General features: G+C 43.1%; 20 protein-coding genes. 11 read left to right on the top strand and 9 right to left on the bottom strand.

Going from position 1 to position 23854, the window contains the following annotated elements; genetic code table 11:
* Positions 1–377 precede the first annotated feature (377 nt).
* The 8 genes from ACEQ1T_RS02270 to dnaA all read right to left on the bottom strand — a co-directional run bounded on the left by ACEQ1T_RS02270 (position 378) and on the right by dnaA (position 10890).
* Positions 378–1457 (bottom strand): HD-GYP domain-containing protein, encoded by a 1080-nt coding sequence (locus tag ACEQ1T_RS02270; protein WP_370221589.1) that lies wholly within the window; start codon positions 1455–1457, stop codon positions 378–380.
* Positions 1458–1547: 90 nt separating this feature from the next.
* Complete coding sequence (gene gyrA, locus ACEQ1T_RS02265) at positions 1548–4073, bottom strand: DNA gyrase subunit A (RefSeq protein ID WP_370221588.1); 2526 nt, start codon at positions 4071–4073, stop codon at positions 1548–1550.
* 231 nt (positions 4074–4304) lie between these two features.
* Positions 4305–6227 (bottom strand): DNA topoisomerase (ATP-hydrolyzing) subunit B, encoded by a 1923-nt coding sequence (gene gyrB, locus ACEQ1T_RS02260; protein WP_370221587.1) that lies wholly within the window; start codon positions 6225–6227, stop codon positions 4305–4307.
* 137 nt (positions 6228–6364) lie between these two features.
* Positions 6365–6613, bottom strand: a complete 249-nt coding sequence (gene remB / locus ACEQ1T_RS02255) for an extracellular matrix regulator RemB (protein WP_206841044.1) — start codon at positions 6611–6613, stop codon at positions 6365–6367.
* Positions 6614–6622: 9 nt separating this feature from the next.
* Complete coding sequence (recF, locus tag ACEQ1T_RS02250) at positions 6623–7741, bottom strand: DNA replication/repair protein RecF (protein WP_206841041.1); 1119 nt, start codon at positions 7739–7741, stop codon at positions 6623–6625.
* Between the two features lie 42 nt (positions 7742–7783).
* Entirely contained in the window at positions 7784–7993 is a 210-nt protein-coding gene (yaaA, locus tag ACEQ1T_RS02245; protein WP_370221585.1) for a S4 domain-containing protein YaaA, read from the bottom strand.
* 237 nt (positions 7994–8230) lie between these two features.
* A complete protein-coding gene (dnaN, locus tag ACEQ1T_RS02240) occupies positions 8231–9367 on the bottom strand; it encodes a DNA polymerase III subunit beta (RefSeq protein ID WP_275721015.1) in 1137 nt (378 codons plus the stop codon).
* Between the two features lie 176 nt (positions 9368–9543).
* Positions 9544–10890 (bottom strand): chromosomal replication initiator protein DnaA, encoded by a 1347-nt coding sequence (gene dnaA / locus ACEQ1T_RS02235; protein WP_206841037.1) that lies wholly within the window; start codon positions 10888–10890, stop codon positions 9544–9546.
* Between the two features lie 1077 nt (positions 10891–11967).
* Between dnaA and rpmH the strand changes: the two genes are divergently transcribed.
* From rpmH to ACEQ1T_RS02180, 11 genes are all read left to right on the top strand, one after another.
* The gene (gene rpmH / locus ACEQ1T_RS02230; protein WP_019382473.1) at positions 11968–12102 is read left to right on the top strand and encodes a 50S ribosomal protein L34; all 135 of its coding nucleotides are present in this window, start codon (positions 11968–11970) and stop codon (positions 12100–12102) included.
* An 82-nt stretch (positions 12103–12184) separates the two neighbouring features.
* The gene (gene rnpA / locus ACEQ1T_RS02225; RefSeq protein ID WP_206841035.1) at positions 12185–12553 is read left to right on the top strand and encodes a ribonuclease P protein component; all 369 of its coding nucleotides are present in this window, start codon (positions 12185–12187) and stop codon (positions 12551–12553) included.
* 137 nt (positions 12554–12690) lie between these two features.
* Positions 12691–13476: a YidC family membrane integrase SpoIIIJ gene (gene spoIIIJ, locus ACEQ1T_RS02220; RefSeq protein WP_206841033.1), complete on the top strand. Its 786-nt coding sequence runs from the start codon at positions 12691–12693 to the stop codon at positions 13474–13476.
* Positions 13473–14099 (top strand): RNA-binding cell elongation regulator Jag/EloR, encoded by a 627-nt coding sequence (gene jag / locus ACEQ1T_RS02215; RefSeq protein WP_206841032.1) that lies wholly within the window; start codon positions 13473–13475, stop codon positions 14097–14099. The genes spoIIIJ and jag overlap by 4 nt, the downstream gene beginning before the upstream one ends.
* Before the next feature lie 555 nt (positions 14100–14654).
* Entirely contained in the window at positions 14655–16040 is a 1386-nt protein-coding gene (mnmE, locus tag ACEQ1T_RS02210) for a tRNA uridine-5-carboxymethylaminomethyl(34) synthesis GTPase MnmE (protein WP_206841030.1), read from the top strand.
* Positions 16041–16171: 131 nt separating this feature from the next.
* On the top strand, positions 16172–18061 hold the full coding sequence (mnmG, locus tag ACEQ1T_RS02205) for a tRNA uridine-5-carboxymethylaminomethyl(34) synthesis enzyme MnmG (protein ID WP_370221583.1): 1890 nt from the start codon (positions 16172–16174) through the stop codon (positions 18059–18061).
* 43 nt (positions 18062–18104) lie between these two features.
* Complete coding sequence (gene rsmG, locus ACEQ1T_RS02200) at positions 18105–18821, top strand: 16S rRNA (guanine(527)-N(7))-methyltransferase RsmG (RefSeq protein ID WP_370221582.1); 717 nt, start codon at positions 18105–18107, stop codon at positions 18819–18821.
* A gap of 140 nt (positions 18822–18961) precedes the next feature.
* Positions 18962–19843 (top strand): nucleoid occlusion protein, encoded by an 882-nt coding sequence (noc, locus tag ACEQ1T_RS02195; RefSeq protein ID WP_370221581.1) that lies wholly within the window; start codon positions 18962–18964, stop codon positions 19841–19843.
* Positions 19844–20057: 214 nt separating this feature from the next.
* Positions 20058–20819, top strand: a complete 762-nt coding sequence (locus ACEQ1T_RS02190) for a ParA family protein (RefSeq protein ID WP_206841021.1) — start codon at positions 20058–20060, stop codon at positions 20817–20819.
* A complete protein-coding gene (locus tag ACEQ1T_RS02185; RefSeq protein ID WP_370221580.1) occupies positions 20812–21657 on the top strand; it encodes a ParB/RepB/Spo0J family partition protein in 846 nt (281 codons plus the stop codon). The genes ACEQ1T_RS02190 and ACEQ1T_RS02185 overlap by 8 nt, the downstream gene beginning before the upstream one ends.
* A 120-nt stretch (positions 21658–21777) precedes the next feature.
* The gene (locus ACEQ1T_RS02180) at positions 21778–22491 is read left to right on the top strand and encodes a DUF554 domain-containing protein (RefSeq protein ID WP_370221579.1); all 714 of its coding nucleotides are present in this window, start codon (positions 21778–21780) and stop codon (positions 22489–22491) included.
* A 330-nt stretch (positions 22492–22821) separates the two neighbouring features.
* Here ACEQ1T_RS02180 and yyaC read toward each other — a convergent pair whose 3' ends face one another.
* Entirely contained in the window at positions 22822–23451 is a 630-nt protein-coding gene (gene yyaC, locus ACEQ1T_RS02175) for a spore protease YyaC (protein ID WP_206841016.1), read from the bottom strand.
* Positions 23452–23854 lie beyond the last annotated feature (403 nt).

Raw genomic sequence — 23854 nt, 5'->3', positions numbered from 1 at the left:
AGCGTTCGTCCTGAGCCAGGATCAAACTCTCCATATAAGAGTTGATTAAGCTCATAAGTTGTCTTTTCAAAAAAGACTAAAGAATTAACGTTGACGTTTTTGTTCGTTCAGTTTTCAAAGATCAATCCGCCGCTTGAGGCGACTTAATTAATATATCATTTTTGATATTCAATGTCAACAAGTTTTTTTATCTCGTTAGATGATGATGTGAACCTCTTGCTGACTTGAATAAGTATACCAACCCTTCTCTATTAATTGCAAGCACTTTTTAATAGAAACTAAATCTTTTTTTTATAAAAGGAAGATCTGTTAAATTTGCCTGCTGTAATCAGCAATAAACCTTTAACAGCCTAAATAAAAAAGACCGCAGTATGCAGTCATTTTAACACTTCATCAATATATAACTGGCGGTTTTTCTCTAAAGGAATTATTTCTCCGGTTTCTACAAGTTTCACAAGCGGTCTCGTAGGTGATTTATCTTCTATAAAAAGTATTTCTGCAGTCTGGCCATCAGAGAGCTTTACCAAGCTGCCAATGGAAAAGTTCATGATGCCGGAACCCAGAGCTTGAATGGATGGGATATCATATTTGCCGAAGCTATCCTGAAGCAGCATTTCAAGCACTTTAAATGGAGATTGTTTCCGTCTGTAGAGTCTTTGGGATGTCATGGCATGAAATGCATCCGCTGCCGCAATGATTCTTCCAGCCTGATTGATTTTGCTGCTTTGTTCTCCAAACGGATAGCCGCTGCCGTCCAGCCGCTCATGGTGCTGGATAATTCCGACCTTCGTGCTTTCTCTTAATAAAGATATATTCTGAACCATTTTAAAGCTAAGGGTTGAATGTCTTTTAATTTCTTCAAATTCTTCGGAGTTTAATGAACTGCTTTTATGCAGGATGGATGGGTTTATTTTCGCCATGCCCGCATCTGCCAGGCAGCCTCCAAGGGCAAGCTGCACAATTTCCCCCTTATTCAAACTTAGTTTTTTCCCTATAAAGGCACTGATCATACCCACAGCTATAGAATGCTGGTATAAATAATCTTCATTCGTAGAAAGATGATGCAGGGAAAAGATTCCTGAAGGGTTTTTCTCCATTTTTTCAATCAGCGGAATCATAATATTTCTTATTTTTGCAATATCCACGTGAAGGCCTGATTGCCAGGACATAAATTCTTTTTTGAAATTTTGAACGCCTGTTAAGAATGCATTTAAAAAACTTGATTCATTTGATTCTATCAGTTCCTCAGCGTCTTCCAGGCTTCCTTCAGAAGCAAAAGGCTTTCCGTTAACCATGGTGGTTTCAACTTCCGCATCATCAATCAGGAATACTTTCATCATATCCAGCAGTTCCTTCGTCAGCACTGTTTTTTGGCTGATAATAGGGCGATTCGTCAAACTGAAAACATCCTCTGATAAAATACAGCCCTCTCTTAATTCCTGTATAGGTACACGCACCGTTTCCACACTCCAAATGTAATGAGTCTTTTATACCATTTTACATTATTTGGACAAAAAAAAGGAACACAAATCTGTGTTCCTTAAAATTTATTCTTCGCTATTATCTCCATTTACTTCTTCTTCAGGAAGTGAATCGGCATCTTCAAGAGGCTTTGTTAATTCTTCTTCATCTTTTTCCTCTTCTTTTTCAACTTTCGCTACAGTGGATACCGCTTCGTCAGCATCTTCATTTATACGGATGAGTCTGACACCTTGCGTGTTTCTTCCCATAGTGGAAATATCGTTCACTGCCATTCGGATTAGTACTCCGCCTGTTGTAATAAGCATAACGTCTTCTTCTCCCGTGACAGCTTTCATGGAAACTAGGCTTCCGTTCTTGTCTGTGATGTTGCAGGTCTTGATTCCTTTACCGCCTCTGCCTTGAACACGGTATTCTTCGGCAGGAGTGCGTTTTCCATAACCGTTTTTAGTTACGATCAGAATCTGGCTGTCATCCTCAAGGACTTCCATGCCAACAACTTCATCACCGGCACTTAAGTTTATTCCTTTAACACCAGTAGCTGTTCTACCCATAGAACGAACATCTTCTTCCGGGAATCGGATCAGCATGCCATGGCTGGTTCCAATTATGATCTCCTTGCTGCCATCTGTCAGACGCACCGAAATTAATTCATCATCTTCGCGAAGATTCAGGGCAATTAAGCCATTATTGCGGATATTGGCAAATGATGATAATGGTGAACGCTTGGAAATCCCTTGCTTAGTTGTGAAGAACAGGAACCAATCATCGGCAAATTCTTCAACAGGAATAATTGCATTTACCCATTCATCTTTGTCCACTCCAAGAAGGTTAATGATTGGAATCCCTTTCGCAGTACGGCTGAATTCAGGAATTTCATAACCTTTAGCGCGATACACCTTTCCTTTGTTCGTGAAGAAAAGGATGGTATCGTGTGTGGAAGTGGTAATGAGGTGTTCAACAAAGTCATCCTCATTGGTTCCCATTCCCTGAATACCCCGGCCACCGCGTTTTTGGGCACGGTAAGTCGAGACAGGAAGACGCTTGATGTATCCCTTATGAGTTAGCGTAAGAACAATATTTTCGCGCGGGATTAGATCTTCGTCTTCAATTTGTTCGATTCCGCCGGCAACTATTTCTGTACGGCGTTTATCGTTGAATCTCTCTTTTACTTCGGTTAATTCTTCACGGATAATTTCCAATACTTTTTCTTCATCAGCCAAAATAGCTTTTAATTCAGCAATTAATGCTACAAGGCTTGAATATTCGTCTTCAATCTTTTCGCGCTCTAAGCCAGTCAAACGCTGCAGACGCATGTCAAGGATCGCCTGGGCCTGTTTTTCAGAAAGATTGAACTTGGTCATTAAGCCTTCACGTGCGATATCGGTTGTTTGAGAACTGCGGATAAGGTTGATTACTTCATCCAGGTGATCAAGGGCAATCCTTAAACCTTCCAAAATGTGTGCACGGGCTTCTGCCTTTTTCAATTCGAATTCTGTTCTGCGGCGGATTACGACCTTTTGGTGATCCAGATAATGCTGCAGACATTGTTTGAGATTTAGAACTTTAGGCTGGCCATCTACAAGCGCAAGCAGGTTTATGCCAAAACTTGTCTGAAGAGCCGTCTGCTTATAAAGGTTGTTCAGCAGAACATTGGCATTCGCATCTTTACGGACCTCGATCACAATGCGCATACCGTTTCGATCTGATTCATCACGCAGGTCAGTAATGCCATCAATTCGTTTATCCCGAACCAGTTCGGCAATTTTTTCAATCAGCTTTGCTTTATTCACCTGGTAAGGAATTTCATTTACAATGATAACTTCTTTTCCATTGGACTTCTGCTCGATTTCCACTTTGGCCCTTAGTGTAATGGAACCGCGGCCTGTTTCGTAAGCTTTGCGGATGCCGCTTCGTCCAAGAATAAGACCGGCAGTCGGGAAGTCTGGACCTGGAATGATTTCCATGAGCTCCTGAACAGTGAGATCCGGCTCCTGGCTGATGGCAAGCACTCCATCAATTACTTCACCAAGCTGATGGGGCGGAATATTGGTCGCCATACCAACGGCAATTCCAGAAGTTCCGTTTACGAGAAGATTTGGAAAACGCGCAGGCATAACGACTGGTTCTTTCTCAGCACCATCATAGTTATCCTGGTAATCAATCGTGTCTTTATTAATATCGCGCAAAAGCTCCATAGAGATTTTGGACATGCGGGCCTCTGTATAACGCATCGCAGCTGCAGCGTCACCATCGACAGAACCAAAGTTTCCGTGTCCTTCAACAAGCATATAGCGATAGTTGAAATCCTGAGCCATACGAACCATCGTGTCATATACTGCGGAGTCACCGTGCGGGTGGTATTTACCGATTACTTCCCCAACAATACGGGCCGATTTTTTAAATGGTTTATCAGAATGCATCCCTAAATCATGCATTGCATATAAGATTCTTCGGTGAACCGGCTTTAAACCATCCCGTACATCCGGAAGGGCACGTGAAACAATTACACTCATGGCGTAGTCCAGGAATGATGAACGCATTTCCTGGCTAATATTAATTTCTTTTACTTGAGAATTCGGTGTATCGGCCATTTAAAGGAACCTCCTTTAAAGAGACGCAGGATGAACTGTCATCCGTTTGTCACTTCGTTTAGCTGAAACCTGCATGGTCTTTCCATACAGATCCTGCTTTTTTTCATAAATTAGACGCACTTGGGGCATTAAATAAAAAGAATAAACCAATTATGTAAAAGCAGGATAGAGAACCTCTATCCTGAAAGAAAGCGAAGGCCCTTGGCCTGTGCTGTAGGCTTGCTTTTACAATTAAATATCCAGATTCTTTACATAAACCGCATTTTCTTCAATAAAGTTCCGGCGAGGCTCTACCTTGTCACCCATTAGGATTTCAAACGTTTCGTCAGCTTCAATGGCATCCTCAAGATTCACCTGGAGAAGGGTTCTTGATTCCGGATTCATTGTCGTTTCCCAAAGCTGGCCCGGGTTCATTTCCCCAAGTCCTTTATAGCGCTGAATTCCCGGCTTAGGCTGGCTCGGAAGTTCGCCAAGAATTTTATCCAGCTCGCGGTCATTATAGGCATATTCAATCTTTTTGCCCTGCTGGATCTTGTATAGAGGCGGCTGGGCAATATAGATATAGCCAGCCTCAATAATCTGCCTCATATAACGGTAAAAGAACGTTAATAGTAACGTGCGGATATGTGCACCATCGACATCCGCATCCGTCATGATGACAATTTTATGATAGCGGGCCCTGGAGATATCAAAATCTTCGCCTATACCGGTTCCGATTGCGGTAATAATCGCACGGACCTCATTATTGGACAGGATTTTATCCAGGCGGGCTTTTTCTACGTTCAGAATCTTCCCTCTAAGAGGAAGGATCGCCTGGAAATGACGGTCACGCCCCTGCTTGGCAGATCCGCCCGCAGAGTCACCCTCAACCACATAAATTTCGCTTATAGAAGGATCTTTAGAAGAACAGTCAGCGAGTTTACCAGGCAGGCTGGATACTTCAAGAGCACTCTTCCTTCTTGTAAGCTCCCTTGCTTTTTTGGCGGCCAGTCTTGCTCTTGCTGCCATAAGTCCTTTTTCAACAATTTTTCTGGCTACAGCCGGATTTTCGAGCATGAATTTTTCAAGAGCTTCAGAGAAAATCGTATCGGTTGCTGCACGCACCTCAGAGTTTCCAAGCTTCGTTTTGGTCTGCCCTTCAAACTGAGGATCAGGATGTTTAACGGATACAATAGCCGTTAAGCCTTCACGGACATCTTCACCGGAAAGGTTTGCGTCACTCTCTTTAAAGACGCCATTTTTACGTGCATAGTCGTTGATAACCCTTGTTAAGGCTGTCTTAAATCCGGATTCATGCGTACCGCCTTCATAGGTATGAATATTATTGGCAAAAGAATAGATATTGCTTGTAAATCCATCATTATACTGAATGGATACTTCAACAGTAATGCCTTCCCGTTCGCCATCAATATAGATAGGCTCTTCATGAAGAACTTCCTTCGTTCTGTTCAAATGTTCAACGTACGATTTAATTCCACCCTCGTACATATATTCATTTTTCTTGTTTTCTTCACGCTTATCCTCAATCGTGATCTTTAATCCCCTATTCAGGAATGCCAGTTCACGGATGCGGTTTGCAAGTGTTTCATAATCATATTCAAGGGTTTCAGTGAAGATTTCACTGTCCGGCTTAAAGTGGATGGTTGTTCCGGTATGGTCGGATTCGCCGATCACCTCAAGATCTGCACTTGGGACTCCACGCTCAAACTTCTGATAATATTTTTTTCCATCGCGATGGACAAATACTTCCAGCACAGTTGAGAGAGCATTAACCACAGAAGCACCGACTCCATGCAAGCCTCCGGAAACCTTGTATCCTCCGCCTCCGAATTTACCGCCTGCATGCAGAACTGTCATAATGACTTCGACTGCCGGGCGTCCCATTTTTTCGTGGATTCCGACTGGTATACCTCGTCCGTTATCCACTACCGTAATACTATTATCCTTTTCGATAATCACATTGATTTCAGAACAGTAGCCTGCCAGTGCTTCATCAATACTATTATCGACTATTTCCCAAACTAGATGGTGAAGCCCTTTGGCACTTGTTGAACCGATATACATTCCCGGACGCTTCCGAACTGCTTCCAGACCTTCCAGTACCTGTATCTGATTCTCATCATAGGATTGTTCCTGCACTGCCTTTTGCTCCATTGCCACATCGGTCACCTACACTTTCCATTTCACTAATCTATACAAAAGCCTGGCTTCCTGAGTTGAGCCAAACTGTAGTTTTCACTGACTTGCCTTTCGTTCCATCAGGGAAGTTCTTCCGGCAGTCCTGCATTTCTTTAAAATTCGTGAACACTTAATTTATGGGATCGTTTCTTTAACGTACCTGAGGATAGCGGAGAAAAATAGATCTTTTCTGTTGTGACGACTACAGATTTATAGGAACCTTTTGCGAGGTTCACAACTGACTCCTCCAGGTTCTCTTTACGCTCTTCCGCATACTCGGAAGCAAGGGCTGTTTCTTTATCAATTATGGCGACAATATCCCTTGCCCGGACCAATACATCTTCACCTATATGGATGTACATGCGATCACCTCACTGAATCTTCTTGATTCTCCCTGCCTCAACACTGAACGCTGCTGCTTCTTTAAGTGTCTGGTGGTCTATTCCATCAACGCTTGTAGTAGTGACAAACGTCTGTACTTTCCCTTGAATGGTATTCAATAAATGGGATTGACGATAATCATCCAATTCCGAGAGGACGTCATCCAGCAGCAGAATGGGATATTCTCCAATTTCAGAATGGATCAGTTCGATTTCGGCAAGCTTAACTGACAGAGCTGTCGTTCTTTGCTGTCCCTGTGAACCGAATGTTTGCACATCGCGCCCATTCACATGAAAAATCAGGTCATCGCGATGCGGCCCAAACATGGTAACGCCCCGGTCTATTTCCCTGTTTTTCACTTTTGCAAATTTATCCTGGTATACTTTAACCATTTTCGACAAATCTTGTTCTTCTGATACCTCGGCAGAAGGCTTGTACTCAATTTTTAAGGTCTCGAGCCCTCTTGATATCCCTTCATGAATCGGCTGTGCCCAATTCTCAAGGAGTCTGAGAAACTCGTAACGCTTTGAAACAATCTTTGCAGCCATCTCAATGAATTGCTCTGTTAAAATCTCAAGCATGGTATGGTCGGTCTGCTTTTTGATCTGGAGCATTTTCAAGTAGTGGTTGCGCTGCTGGAGGATTTTCTGATACTGGCTGATATCATGCAAATAGACAGGTGAAACCTGCCCAATTTCCATATCAATAAAACGACGCCTTACTTGAGGGCTCCCTTTCACAAGATGGAGATCTTCAGGCGCGAACATCACAACATTCATATTGCCGACATACTGGCTTAATTTCTGCTGCTCTATATGATTGCATTTGGCTTTTTTGCCTTTTTTGCTGATGACTAATTGCATTGGCAGGGATCCTTGCCTTTTTTGGACCCTTCCTTCTATTTTAGCATATTCCTGATCCCAGCGAATAAGATCTTTGTCATTTGATGTCCGATGGGACTTTGCCATTGCCAGCACATAGATCGATTCCATGACATTTGTCTTTCCCTGGGCATTCTCACCCAAAATTACATTTACTTTATTTTCGAAATTTACTTCAAGCTCTTCGTAATTCCGGTAATTTTTTAATAGCAACTGCTCTATATGCATAGACGCTACATCCTTTTAAATTTTAACGCTGAGAACAGCGGGCTAGATGATCGTAAATTCACCCATATCCGGAATTTCGATTTTATCCCCGGTTCTTAGCTTTCTTCCCCGTCTTTGATCCTGTTCCCCATTGACGAAGACTTCGTATTCACTCAGGAACCATTTGGCCAGTCCGCCTGTTTGAATCACATCAGCAGCTTTTAAAAATTGGCCCAGCGTAATATATTCTGTATCAATTTGAATTTCCGTCATATTTTCACTCTTTCCCATTGTCCGACTTCAAGTGCTGCAGTGATTTCTGCACTTTGGCAAAACAATTTCAGAATGGTATCTAATATTCTATTTTACTAAATAAATCGCAGATACACAAAGAAAACTCGCCTGCAGCTGTTTATTTTCATTATTCCCCTGCAATTGGCCGATATTCTGGCAGATAAGAGGTCAGTTTATAAAAAAAATTAAGCCGCCGGCAAAACCGGCAGCTTTTTCTTAATAAGTCCTTACTGGCAAAATCAATTGCAGGATGGATTCATCGTTTAAAGGTTTTATGATGAATGGTCTCATGGCTCCGGTGAAGCTGATTGTAATTTCAGAGCCTTCAAGTGCTTTTAGGGCATCCATCATGAATTTCGCGCTAAAGGAGATTTTTAATTCTTCGCCTTCTACGGATTTGCTCTGCACTTCTTCGACAACTTTTCCGATTTCAGGTGTGTTGGATGAAATTTCGATTACACCGCCATCAATTGTTGAGAACTTGACCACATTATTGCGGCCTTCTTTTGCCAATAAAGAGGCACGGTCAATAGCCTGCAGGAATTCCTTTGTATTGACGACAACATCTGTTTTGCTGTCTGAAGGGATCAATCTGGATGTATCCGGGTAATTTCCTTCCAGCAGCCTTGAGAAGAACAGCAGATGTTCAGCCTTAAAGAGAACCTGGTTTTCAGTAATAACGATATCGATTAAATCATTGTTGTCATCAAGAATTTTGCTTAGTTCACTTAAGCTTTTTCCCGGAATGACCACATTGTAGCTTTCGCTGGCATTTGTTTCGATTTGCGCTTTTCTTAATGCCAGCCTATGACTATCTGTTGCAATACAGGTTAATGTCCCGTTTTCCACCTTCCAGTTTACACCTGTCAAGATAGGGCGTGTTTCTGAGGTGGACACTGCGAATACCGTTTGGCGAACCATTGCTTTTAATAAGTCTGTAGGAATCTTAAACACATTCTCTTCCTCGATTTGAGGCAAGTGAGGATATTCCTCAGCATCCAGACCATTAAGATTGAATTCAGACTTACCTGAACGGATGACTGTCTGTAAATGGTTTTCAACGCTGATCTCTACACTGTCAGTCGGAAGCTTCTTAACGATTTCGCTGAAGAACTTCGCTTGGAGCACAATGGCACCAGCCTGTTTGATCTCGACAATTTCATCCCCTGCTTCTTCTTTAGGAATAAAAGATTCGATTGAAATATCAGAGTCGCTTCCCGTTAATGTGACTCCTTCTTCAGAAGCGACAATTTTAATCCCCGTTAGGATGGGAATAGTCGTTCTGCTTGTTACTGCTTTCATAACATCCTGGACGCTTTGGACCAAACGGTCGCGCTGGATTATAAATCTCATTTTTTAAATCCTCCAAGCATATTTTAATGGCGTATTGAATATATATATTTTTTATAAAAAAATAGTAGAAGTACTAGTAGTTCCTGTTAGTATGTGGATAACTGCATTTTTTGAAAGGAAACACAGCCTATCCACATGTGGACAGACTGTGTGTAAGTTTGGTCAAGTTATACACATTATACCTTTAGCATTTCATTGATTTCTTTCAGCTGCTTTTCAAATTGTGAATCTGACTGAAGCATCTTTGAAATTTTTTCATGGGCATGAATGACGGTCGTATGGTCCCTTCCGCCAAATTCCTCCCCTATTTTAGGAAGAGAAAAGTCGGTTAATTCCCTTGATAGATACATGGCAATCTGGCGGGGGAATGCGACAGACTTTGTTCGTTTCTTCGCTTTGAAATCCTCAAGCTTTACATTAAAGTGTTCCCCAACCACCCTTTGAATTTCATGGATGGTAATAACTTTCGGTTTGGAGCTTGGAATAATATCCTTTAATGCTTCTGCTGCAAGATCTGCATTAATATCTTTATTTATTAAAGAGGAGTAAGCTACTACACGAATCAGAGCACCCTCAAGTTCACGGATGTTGGAGTCAATCTGATTGGCAATATACAGCATAACCTCATTAGGAATATCAAGTCCCTCTGCTTTCGCTTTTTTGCGCAGGATCGCAATACGCGTTTCAAGGTCGGGAGGAGTAATATCAGTAATTAGCCCCCATTCAAACCTGGAGCGAAGACGGTCTTCCAGCGTAGGAATTTCCTTTGGAGGACGGTCGCTTGAGATGATGATCTGCTTGCTTTCTTCATGCAAGGTATTAAAAGTATGGAAAAACTCTTCCTGTGTCTGTTCTTTTCCAGCAAGAAACTGAATATCATCGATAAGAAGAACATCCACATTTCGATATTTATCGCGGAAATCTCCCGCTTTGTTATCTCGGATCGAGTTAATGAATTCATTCGTAAATTTCTCGGAAGATAAGTATACGACTTTAGCTGATGGATTATGATCTAATACATAATGGCCGATTGCATGCATAAGGTGAGTTTTTCCGAGTCCAACTCCCCCGTAAATAAATAAAGGATTGTATGCCTTAGCCGGAGCCTCGGCTACAGCAAGTGAAGCTGCATGGGCGAAGCGGTTTCCGGACCCGATGACAAACGTGTCGAATGTATATTTCGGGTTTAGCATCGTTAATGGCAGTTCCTGCTGTTCTTCCTCCGGCTTTTTCTTTTTTGGAGGAAGAGGAAGATCGACTTCTTCTTCACTTTGATTTTGCGGAATGATGAATTTTACTCCTAATTCTTCACCGGTTATGTCATAAAGAATTCCGGAGATCAGCTGGGAATAGCGCTCTTCAAGCCAGTCACGGGCAAACTCATTCGGGGCCTTAACGACTAAAGTGTCTCCCTGCAGAGAATGCGCTTTTGTCGATTTCAGCCATGTATCAAAACTGGGCTTGCTGATTTTTTTCTCGATATTGGCCAGAGCATTATTCCAAAGATCCGCAATGTTTTCCAATGATATCCCTCCTTTTCCATCTATAATTGGGAATTTAGATTACTGTCCAGCTCCGGTGTCTTTCGAAGGACACCTTCCGCTTTTCTTTGTTTCGAGCCACAAAAACGATAGGTTATACACGCTGTATAACCCTGAAGTTTATAAATATACGAAACTGTTTATGTGGAAAAATATATAATAAGGAAGTAAAGTGGAATTTCGACAGTATCCACTGTCTGTGGACAAACTTTTACAAACCCCTTGGATAACCTGTCCACATGTTATCCACAATCTGTGGATAATGAAGATATACACAATGATTTATTAAGTGTTAAAACACAATTATGATAACAGATAATGCTTTTGTCTGCAATGCTTTTTAAACCTTTATCCACAACATGCCATCCCTGTTCATAAAAATTGTCCACAGCCTCTGGTTGTGTGAAAAACTTGTCAATATGTGATGTGGATAATGAAAATGCTGTCGAAATTTTATCCACAGCCCTGTTTTTTTAGAAAATCCAATTCTGAATATCAGATAGAGAGATGCCATTTTTTCGTGGCCAGGTCATCTGGAGACCGTCAGAATTTGCAGTCTAAAATAGCAGCTTTTACAATGAACTAATGAGAAAAACGTGGAAAAATGAAATTTTAGGATGACATTCAGGCAAAAAGAAGGTAAACTTTCTGAGTGGGTTCTTTCAGATATGCAAAAAGAGAAAGAGCAGCAAAGCGTTTTTAAATGTTATTTCGTAAGTTGTTTATTCATAATAAATTTTAACTGCTGAGTTGATTGGAGCGCAGGGCACTTGATCCTCGAAAATGCATTCGCATTTTCTTCGTGCGGTGTTGATTCAAGGAAGCTTATTCACTGTCCTGCGGGAGGCTCCTGTTCCTCCCCGCGGAAAGCAAGTGCCCGCAGCGGAGATCAACGAACTAACTTTATAAGAAAAAACAAATTATGAAAGAAAGAGCCGAAACTAATTTTTTTGCCATTGAAGGCAGATTGACTTATATGCATAGTTGACAATTTTCTAGTTACATCTATATAATTAGAAAGACTGTCTTTAACAGCAATTCCTCAGGGAGGTGTCATATATGAAAAGAACTTATCAACCAAACAAGCGTAAAAGAAGCAAGGTTCATGGTTTCCGCAGCCGCATGAGCTCTCCGAACGGACGTAACGTTCTAGCTCGCCGCCGCCGCAAAGGAAGAAAAGTATTATCTGCTTAGGCCACTGAAACGTCAGTGGTCTTTTTTTCCATGTAAAGATAAATGTCCAAGGCGCTCTGCGCTTTTTTGAAAAGGTGATGACATGAAAAAAGAGTTCCGTGTAAAAAAGAATAAAGAATTTCAAGAGGCCTTTAAAAAGGGAAAGTCATTCGCCAACCGTCAATTTGTCGTTTACATCTTGAGAAAAGAGGAGCAGAATCATTTCCGCATTGGCCTTTCTGTCAGTAAAAAAATCGGCAATGCCGTTATGAGGAACCAGATCAAAAGGTATATCCGCCAGGCATTCTTAGAACTGGAGGAGGAAATTAAGCCGCAGTATGATCTGATCGTCATTGCGAGGAAACCGGTGGCAGAAATGGATTTTCATGAAGTTAAAAAGAGTCTGATCCATGTATTGAAGGTTTCGCGGGTTTTGAATAAACCGGGACTTGGAAATACTAAAAATCAATAATCTTTATCTATCTTTATTTTGAAGCACTTCATTTTAAAAGATGGTAAAATAAGATACATATGAGCGTGTGCCCTCTGAGGGGGACAAGCAAATGATATCCATACTATTATCAGGAGCAATTAAGGAGGAAAAAACGGTTGAAGAAACGAATATTCCTATTAATCGGTTTAGTGTTTGTGATGGCCCTTTTATCGGGCTGTACAGAAATCAACCAGCCGATTACATCTGAAAGTGAAGGCTTTTGGAACGAGTATATTGTCTACCCGCTTTCGCTGTTTATTATTAAGGTAGCGGAATTTGCAGGCGGCAGCTATGGACTATCGATTATTATTGTGACGATCATTATCCGGCTGGTCATCCTGCCATTAATGATTAAACAAACGAGAAGTTCAAAAGCGATGCAGGCGATACAGCCAGAAATGCAGAAGCTTCGTGAAAAATACAGCTCAAAAGACCAGAAAACCCAGCAAAAGCTGCAGCAGGAAACAATGGCTTTATTCCAAAAGCACGGCGTTAATCCGCTTGCAGGATGTTTCCCGCTGGTGATTCAAATGCCGATCCTGATCGGTTTCTATCATGCGATTACACGTACGCGCGAAATCGCAAACCATAATTTCCTTTGGTTTGACCTTGGTTCTCCGGATCCAATTTACTTATTGCCTTTAATTGCAGGTGTGACAACGTTCATTCAGCAGAAAATGATGATGGCCGGCACTCAGCATACGGGGCAAATGGCTGCACAAATGAAAATGATGCTTTACCTAATGCCGATTATGATCGTTATTTTTGCCATTAACTTCCCGGCAGCTCTTTCTTTATACTGGGTAGTGGGGAATATCTTCATGATCGTTCAAACGTATTTCATTAAAGGTCCGGACCTGAAAGCTGCAGCGGCCGGAAATGCAGGAGGAGCCAAAAAGTGAAACAAGTAACTGCTACAGGACAGACCGTCAAGGAAGCAGTAGAGTCAGCTTTAGCTCAATTAAACACAACAGAAGACCGCTTAGAGATTACTATCGTTGATGAGGGTAAAAAAGGCATTTTCGGGATTTTCGGATCCCGGCCGGCCGTGGTGAAAGCTGTGAAGAAACCTGATCCGATTGAGGAAGCCGAAAAGTTCCTCAAAGACGTCAGCGGGAAAATGGGCGTGACCATTGAAATTGAAACATTAAGGGACGGAAAAAATGTTCAATTTATCCTATCCGGTGAAAAGATTGCTCTTTTAATCGGAAAAAGGGGACAAACGCTCAATTCCCTCCAGTATTTGACACAGCTGGTCATTAACCGCTATGCGGAGCAGTACTTAAATGTAGTGCTTGATGCAGAGGATTACCGGAAAAGACGCCAGGATACCCTGATTCAACTGGCTGAAAGGCTTGCTCAAAAAGCTTTGAAGACGGGAAAAGAAATAGCACTGGAACCTATGCCTTCATATGAACGCAAAGTGATCCATACCGCCCTCGTAAATAATAAGCGAATCAATACGTATTCTGATGGCAATGACCCGCATCGTCATATTGTCATCGCACCAGCCAGAACAAGATAGCAGGAAAAGCGGAAGCGCAGCGCTGTAGCTAGACAGTTATCGACGTTCAAAATATAAAAATTTCTTATATTGCAAATCCCAGTCCATTTACGGATTGGGATTTTTTTTGTCGCACTTTGTCATTTCCCGCAAATTATTAAATCTCAATTGGTTTTATTGTTATTCACATGTGGATAAGTTAAAATAGAGCATATTAATTATGAGACGTGTGGATAATTTTTCAGCGGGTGTATTTAAGCTGGCTGTTGATAAGTAACATGTGACTGATGGACAAGCCGGAATCGCGGGCTGATATGCTTTTCTAAAAAAAAACCATGTGATATTCTATTAATTTGGGGAATCGATATTATTATTTCTAAAGATAAGAAAACTTTCCTTTGACTTGGATAACTGTCTAGCTCCAGGCGCCATCGGCTCGAGGTCATAAGCCAATCCGTCCAAAAGGTTAAAGAACAACCTTTCAGCCGGCTTGTCTTATGCTTGTCGCCGACAAGCGGGCGCCTTCCGCTTTTCGTTATATAGATCGATAAAACAGAAAAAAGAGAGGTGAATGAATTGGAATTTGATACAATAGCCGCGATATCTACTCCGATGGGGGAAGGAGCCATTGCCATTGTCCGCCTGAGCGGTGACCAGGCTTTTGAAATTGCGGACCGGCTGTTCAGAGGAGTGGGAGGCAAGCGTCTAAAGGATGTTGCGTCCCATACCATTCATTATGGACATATTATGGATCCCAAAACCGGACAGATTGCTGAGGAAGTAATGGTTTCGGCCATGAAGGGGCCGAAAACCTTTACTAAAGAAGATGTCATTGAAATCAACTGCCATGGCGGACTGGTTTCCGTAAACCGCGTGCTGCAGCTTTTGCTGAATAATGGTGCACGCCTGGCAGAGCCTGGTGAATTTACAAAGCGCGCCTTTTTGAACGGGCGGATTGATTTATCTCAGGCAGAAGCGGTTATGGATTTAATCCGTGCGAAGACTGACCGGGCTATGAACATGGCACTTGGCCAGATGGAAGGAAGGCTGTCAAAGCTTATTCAGAAGCTTAGGCAGGAAATTCTGGAGATTCTTGCCCATGTAGAAGTCAATATCGACTATCCGGAGTACGATGATGTCGAGGAAATGACCCATCATATGCTGATGGAGAAGGCTTCTTATGTAAAGAAGGAAATCGAAAAGCTTCTTCAGACCTCACAGCAGGGGAAAATTCTGCGTGAAGGACTTTCAACTGTAATCGTCGGACGGCCAAACGTTGGAAAATCTTCCTTATTGAATAGCCTTGTTCACGAGAATAAGGCGATTGTAACAGATATCCCGGGCACAACCCGTGATGTCATCGAAGAATACGTGAATGTAAGAGGAGTGCCTCTCCGCCTGGTTGATACAGCCGGCATTCGCGAAACGGAAGATATTGTGGAACGGATTGGTGTTGAAAAATCAAGGCAGGTATTAAAGGAAGCAGATTTGATTTTGCTCGTGCTCAATTACTCGGATGAATTGACGTCTGAGGATGAAAATATTTTCAAAGCGGTCGAAGGCATGGATGTTATTGTAATTGTCAATAAAACCGACCTTGACCAAAAAATCGACATGAAACGCGTGCGTGAGCTTTCCAAGCATCATAAACTGGTTACAACCTCTTTATTGGAGGATCAGGGAGTCGACGATCTTGAGGAAGCCATTGCTTCTTTATTCTTTGCAGGCTCCATCGAAGCCGGAGATATGACATATGTATCCAATACCCGCCATATTGCCCTATTGAACCAGGCTCAAAATGCCATCGATGAAGCGATGCAGGGTGTTGAGATGGGAACGCCGATTGACATTGTTCAGATTGATTTGACGAGAACATGGGAGCTGCTTGGTGAAATTATTGGTGACAGCGTCCATGAAAGCTTGATCGACCAGTTATTCTCGCAGTTCTGTTTAGGAAAATAGATGATTTAGGCAGGCTGTGTCAGCTGACGCAGCGGAAATAGATTTTTAACTTTTGCAATCGGCTGGCTCAGCCCGTGGCTTTTAAAAGCTTGTGCCTGTGCTTTTCTGATTGCAGCAAAGGAGGCCGCATCATGACATATGAAGCTGGAAGTTATGATGTCATAGTAGTCGGAGCCGGACACGCGGGTGTAGAAGCAGGCCTTGCTTCGGCCCGTCTCGGCGCAAAGACATTAATGATTACAATCAACCTGGATATGGTAGCCTTTATGCCCTGCAACCCTTCAGTCGGAGGTCCTGCAAAAGGGATTGTGGTAAGGGAAATCGATGCTCTTGGCGGAGAAATGGGCAAAAATATTGATAAAACCCATATTCAGATGCGCATGCTCAATACAGGAAAAGGCCCTGCAGTCCGTGCGTTAAGAGCTCAGGCCGATAAATTCACGTATCAGCATGAAATGAAAAAAACGCTGGAAAATGAACCAAACCTGACACTTATTCAGGGAATGGTTGAACGGCTGATTGTCGAAGATGGAGAATGCAGGGGCGTCGTCACCCAGACAGGTGCCGTCTATCATTCAAAAGCCGTAGTTATTACGACCGGAACCTTCTTAAGAGGGGAAATCATCCTCGGTGAGCTCAAGTACTCAAGCGGTCCTAACAACCAGCAGCCGTCCATTAAGCTCTCAGAACACCTGCAGGAGCTTGGCTTTGATCTGGTCCGTTTTAAAACAGGAACACCGCCGCGCGTCAACAGCCACTCCATTGATTACAGCAAAACGGAAATCCAGCCTGGCGATGATGTGCCCAGAGCTTTTTCCTATGAAACGACCAAGTATATTACAGACCAGCTGCCTTGCTGGCTGACGTATACCAATGAAGAAACGCATACATTGATCGACAATAATCTTCATCGCTCGCCAATGTACTCCGGCATGATCAAAGGAACTGGTCCGCGCTATTGCCCGTCAATTGAAGATAAGGTTGTCCGCTTTAACGATAAGCCGCGCCATCAGATCTTCCTGGAGCCTGAAGGCCGGAATACTCAGGAAGTATACGTGCAGGGGCTTTCAACAAGCTTGCCTGAGGATGTGCAGCAGCAGATTCTCAGAACTATCCCGGGACTTGAAAATGTACAGATGATGCGTGCCGGCTATGCGATTGAATATGATTCCATCGTACCTACACAATTATGGCCGACACTTGAAACCAAGAAGGTGAAAAATCTCTATACTGCAGGCCAGATTAACGGGACATCCGGCTATGAAGAGGCTGCCGGCCAGGGGCTAATGGCAGGCATGAATGCCGGATTAAAATCGCTGGATAAAGAAGAAGTCATTTTAAGCCGATCAGATGCTTATATTGGCGTCCTGATTGACGATCTTGTGACTAAAGGCACGAACGAGCCTTACCGTCTATTGACTTCAAGAGCGGAATACCGTCTGCTGCTTCGCCATGATAATGCCGACCTGCGCTTAACAGAGCTCGGCCGCAAAGTAGGGCTGATCAGTGAAGAACGCTATGGGAAATTCCAGCTGAAAAAACAGGCGATTGAAGAAGAAAAATCACGTTTGCAAGGCATCATCATCAAGCCGACTTCTGATGTGCAGGAGCTGATTAAAAGTCAGGGCGGAAGCGAGCTGAAAGACGGCATCCGCGCCTCTGATCTGCTGAAGCGTCCGGAAATGGCTTATGATCATATCCATCAGCTTATTCCGGCTGAGAATCCACTTGATCCGGATGTTTCCGAGCAGGTGGAAATCCAGATCAAGTATGAAGGCTATATTGAAAAGTCACTTCAGCAGGTAGAGCGACTGAAGAAGATGGAGAACAAGAAGATCCCTGAAAACATCGATTATGATGATATTAACGGGCTGGCTTCCGAAGCAAGACAAAAGCTGAAGGAAGTAAGGCCGCTATCTCTCGCGCAGGCTTCTCGAATTTCCGGTGTAAACCCTGCCGATATCTCTATTTTGCTTGTTTATTTAGAACAGGGCAGAATTGCAAGAGTTTCAGCGGAGTAAAAGGGGAAATCCGATCATGTCTGAGAACCGAAAGGATTTATAGATGAATACCGAACAATTTACAGAAATGCTGGCGGCGAAGGGAATTGCCCTTTCGCCACAGCAATTGCAGCAATATGACACATACTATTCCACACTTGTGGAATGGAATGAAAAAATGAATTTAACCGCCATCACGGAAAAGGAAGATGTTTATCTCAAGCATTTTTATGACTCGATAAGCGCTGCTTTTTACTTTGATTTCAACCAGCCGTTAAAGGTTTGTGATGTCGGTGCTGGTGCAGGTTTTCCAAGCATACCGATTAAAATTGCTTTTCCGGGTTTACATATTACAATCGTTGACTCGCTGAATAAACGTATAGGGTTTCTGGAGCATTTGGCGAAGAAGCTGGAGCTTGAGAATGTCCGCTTTATCCATGACCGGGCGGAATCCTTTGGCCAGAATAAAGAGTACCGTGAGTCTTTTGATGTTGTGACAGCACGGGCTGTTGCCAGATTGTCCGTTTTAAGTGAGCTTTGTCTGCCTCTGGCAAAAACAGGCGGCACATTTGTTGCTATGAAGGGTGCCAGTGCAAAAGAGGAACTGGATGCCGGTAAAAAGGCAATCTCTGTACTGGGAGGAAAACTCGTGGATTCCCACACGTTTACCTTGCCTGAGGAAGAAAGTGAGCGCAATATTTTAATCATAAAAAAAGAAAAGAGCACTCCTAAAAAGTACCCGCGTAAGCCGGGGACACCCAATAAAACACCAATTGAATAGGGTGCGCAATTTGCCATTGTATGACATAATGGTGTAAACTAATCGATTTTTCCAGATATTTATATTGCTCCTGTCCAGCAGGATTTGTCATGATGATAGAGAATATGTTATAGGGAGTTTCGTAAAGGTGGTGCAGGGTGATGAAGCATTCTTTCTCACGCTTTTTTGGCCTAGGCGAAAAGGGAGAACAAGTTACAGCGGAAAAACCAGCAGAAGAACAATTGGATATTGAAGACTTAAGCGACAGAGAAGAAGTTAAGAAGATACCTATTGATCGAATCGTCCCCAACCGTTTTCAGCCAAGAACGGTGTTTGATGATGAGAAGATAGAAGAGCTTTCTCGGACCATCCATACGCATGGAATCATCCAGCCGATTGTCGTAAGGGAATTTGAGGGTGGCCAGTTTGAAATCATAGCAGGTGAACGCAGATACCGGGCCATGAAAAAACTGGGCTGGGAAGAAGCTCCGGCTATCGTAAAAAATCTAAGTGATACGGAAACGGCTTCAGTGGCTTTAATTGAAAACCTTCAAAGGGAAGAACTGTCTCCGATTGAAGAAGCTGTTGCCTACGGAAAGCTTTTAGAACTGCATAATCTGACACAGGAAGCATTGGCACAGCGCCTTGGAAAAGGCCAGTCAACCGTTGCAAATAAGCTTCGGCTGCTGAAATTGCCGCAGCCTGTCCAGGATGCATTATTAAACAAATCGATCACAGAGCGGCATGCCCGTTCGCTAATCCCGCTGAAAGACCCTGAAAAGCAGGTCGCCCTGCTGCAGGAGATTGTGGAAAAGAATCTGAATGTGAAGCAGACAGAAGACAGGGTTGTCAAAATTCTCGAACAGAAAAATCCAAAGCCGAAGCCGAAGCGCAAAGCATTCAGCAAGGATATGAGAATTGCGGTTAATACGATCCGCCAATCTTTATCCATGGTTTCTGACAGCGGAATTAATCTTGATTCGGAAGAAGAAGAATTTGATGAATTTTATCAAATCACGATTAAGATTCCTAAAAAGAAATAATTTTTTACGCGAAAGATAAAGCGGGGGCATTCCCTGTTTTGTTTTTCGCGTTTTTTTGAAGGAACGATAAAAAGACTATTAGAATCTTCTTATTTTTTACAAAAAAATTATTCTGCCCTGTTTTTCATGATAAAATAGACTACGTGATTTAACGATTCTAATAAATTTGCAGATAAATAGATTGTAATACTGATAGATGAAAGCAGGTGACACCGTGGGCAAGATTTTAGCCGTTGCGAACCAGAAAGGCGGAGTCGGCAAAACGACCACTTCTGTCAATCTTGGCGCATGCCTGGCATACATAGGGAAGAAAGTGCTGCTGGTCGACATTGATCCGCAGGGTAACGCAACAAGCGGAATCGGCATCGAAAAAGCAGATGTCGATCATTGCATCTATGACGTTCTCGTTGATGATGTGGAAGCATCAAAGGTTATAAAGCCAACTTCTGTAGAGAATTTATACGCTATCCCGGCAACCATTCAGCTGGCAGGCGCAGAAATTGAACTGGTGCCGACCATCTCACGGGAAGTAAGATTAAAGAGGGCTCTGGAAGAAGTGAAGGCAAATTTTGATTATGTTATTATTGACTGTCCTCCTTCCCTTGGATTACTGACCATTAACTCGCTGACTGCTTCAGATGCCGTCATCATACCAGTGCAATGTGAGTACTATGCGCTTGAGGGTCTGAGTCAGCTTCTGAATACGGTCCGCCTTGTGCAGAAGCATCTGAATCATGATTTGAAAATTGAAGGCGTTCTGCTGACGATGCTTGATGCCCGTACAAATCTTGGCATTCAGGTCATTGAAGAAGTGAAAAAATATTTTCAGGATAAAGTATATAAAACAATCATTCCCCGCAATGTACGGCTGGGAGAAGCTCCGAGCCATGGAGAACCTATCATTACTTATGATCCGAAGTCACGCGGAGCTGAAGTATATTTAGAACTGGCAAAGGAAGTGGTTTCAAATGGCTAAAGGTTTAGGAAAAGGTCTGAATGCTTTTTTCAATAATATTGAAACCGAAAAAGAAGAAACTGTGCATGAAGTCAAAATAAAGGACATCCGTCCCAACCCTTATCAGCCGCGCAAAGTGTTTGAAAAGGAAGCCATCGAGGAATTGAAGCAGTCCATCCTTGAACACGGAATTCTGCAGCCGATAATCGTCCGCAAAAGCATCAAGGGCTATGAGATTGTAGTCGGGGAGCGCCGCTACCGGGCAGCAAAAGAAGCGAATCTTGAGAGAGTTCCTGTAGTCGTTCGGGAATTAACCGAACAGCAGATGATGGAGCTCGCTGTTCTTGAAAATCTGCAGCGTGAAGACTTAACTCCCATTGAAGAAGCGGCTGCATACCAGCTGTTAATGGAGAAGCTTAAGGTGACACAAGAGGAGCTGGCCAAGCGCCTTGGAAAAAGCAGGCCGCATATTGCGAACCATATCAGGCTCCTGTCCCTTCCTCCAAAAATCCAAGGGCTGATCTCGGAAGGCAAAATCTCCATGGGCCATGGCAGAGCACTATTGGGTCTGCGAAAAAAAGAGAAGCTGCAGGCGCTCGTTGAAAAAACAGTTAAAGACGGCTTAAATGTCCGTCAGCTTGAACAGCTGATTCAGCAGCTGAATGATGTTTCACGTGAAACGAAAAAGAAAAATGCACCAAAAGATATTTTTATTAAGGAACGCGAATCCTCTCTCAGAGAAAGATTCGGAACCACCGTCCATATTAAACAGTCCAAAAACAAAGGGAAAATAGAGATTGAATTTTTCTCAAAAGAAGATTTGGAACGCATTATGGAACTTTTAGAAACCAATTCGTAAGCCATCTTAATGATGGTTTATTTTTTTACAGGGTTCCATAAAAAAAGATTGTAGGTCAGTACCTTTCGTGGTAATTTTAATAGAAAATAATTCGCATTGCGAAATAATAAGGTGAAGAATATGTTTTTGCTAGGTACGCTTGTGAATGGATTATTGATTATTATTGGAACACTGCTTGGGAAATTGCTCCATCGCATTCCTGAAAGCATGAAGGGCACGGTGATGCATGCGATCGGCCTGGCTGTCATGGTGCTCGGCCTGCAAATGGGCTTGAAGAGCGAGAATTTCCTGGTTGTGATTTTAAGCCTTGTTTTCGGGGCGGTTATTGGGGAATCCTTAGCTCTCGAAGATAAGCTGAACCAACTTGGCGATTGGCTCGAAAGAAAAATCGGCTCAAAAGGCCAGGGCAGCATTTCCCAGGGCTTCGTAACGGCTACGCTTATCTTTGTCATTGGCGCTATGGCCATTATCGGCGCGCTCGACAGCGGCATCCGCGGCGATCACTCGGTTCTTTATACCAAATCGATTATTGACGGCTTCACCTCCCTCATCTTAACGACTACATTAGGGATTGGTGTACTCTTTTCAGCTTTTCCGGTTATGCTCTATGAAGGACTCATTGCCCTTTTTGCCACCCAGATCGACCGGTTTGTCCCCCAGCTTCTTATGGACAGCTTTATTAAGGAAATGACCGCGACAGGCGGAATCATGATCTTTGCGATTGGTCTGAATCTGACAGGAATTACAAAGATCAGAGTTGCGAACCTGCTTCCTGGAATTGTGATTACGGGGATTATTGTGTCGGTTGTTTATTTTTACGGGATTTATTTTTAGGTGATGGGGATTTAGCTGTTTGTGCATAGGTGTGAAGCATGTGCATCGGAATTTATTGTGCTTGCGGCGCCTGTCTAAACCTCTGGGTGTGCAGCGCATAAACTAATGGAATTGACGCAAAAGCCGGCTGCAGCAGCGCATAAAATAGGAATAACAGCGCGAAAAGAAGTGAGAACGGCGCATAAATCGGGTGAGCGCGCAAAAGTATAATCAGATAGCGCATAAACTAACCAAATCAGCGCAAAAAGATGTGCCAACAGAGCAATCCCCTCCCCTCCCCCAGCTAACCAAAAAAGCCGCAGGCCGATTTCCCCTGCGGCTTCCTATTCATTAAGGTGTTTGTTCACGGTTCAGTTCCCACTTGAATGCAGGCCATGCTGGCGCTGTCTGGTGGGTCAGGCTTGCTTCATAGATGCCGCCTGCGATGGTTTTGGCCATTTTCAGGACGAGGTTGAGCCTTGTGTTCTGGAGGACGAAGAATTCCATAAATCCGCTGACGTTGACGATGCCGGTTATGTGCATGTCTCCTACTTCCGGCAGGTCTTTATTAACTCCGGCGCCAGGCTTGACAGGGCCTTCTCCGATTTGAATGACTCCGACGCTTTTTAAGCGGCCCAGGCAGGCGTCGATCCCGATGATAAAGGGATTAAAATGTTTCTTTTTAATTTCATTCAGTTTTTCTTCCAGGTTTACGGCATGGATTGGGTCCTCCAGTGTTCCGTATACATGGAAAGATGAAATGGATTTTTCCTCGAGGAGTGTGCCGACCAGCGGACCTAATGAATCGCCTGTAGAGCGGTCTGTGCCAATGCAGACAAAAACGATGGGACGGCAGCTGATGCCCGCAGGCAGAATATTCTTCAGTTCAGCAGCCAATTTTTCAGCAGAGTTTGTTTCTTCATGCGAGATTCTGGCAGAAGCCCCGCCTTTTTTGTCAAACAAGTTCGGTTTGAAGTTCATATAGGTCCACTCCCTCTTTATTCCTTGCCATGCCCGAAAAACAAGTATTTATACGTTTTTAACAGTATACGGAATTTTTGTGTAATCTATACATACCTGTATTATTTAATCGTTAAACAATCGGGTTTTTAACTGTTAAGCCATGAGAAAAATTGATAAAATAATTTTGTTTTACAGAGGGGTTCGCACTGAGGGGCAAGATGCAGTATAATTTCATACAAGTTAAAGGCTTGAAATTTTGAACGTGATTACTGTCTAACTCCAGGCGCCATCGGCTCTCGGGTCTAAACTTGTCTAGTTTCGGCTCCTGGGGACTCGAGGTCATAAGCCGTTCCTGGGCAGTCACCTCAACATTTCTTTCAATCCGTCCAAAAGGTTAAAGAACAACCTTTCAGCCGGCTCG

The sequence above is a fragment of the Cytobacillus sp. genome, assembly GCF_964223445.1.
Taxonomy (GTDB): domain Bacteria; phylum Bacillota; class Bacilli; order Bacillales; family Cytobacillaceae; genus Cytobacillus.
This window is presented reverse-complemented; position numbering and strand designations above follow the sequence as displayed.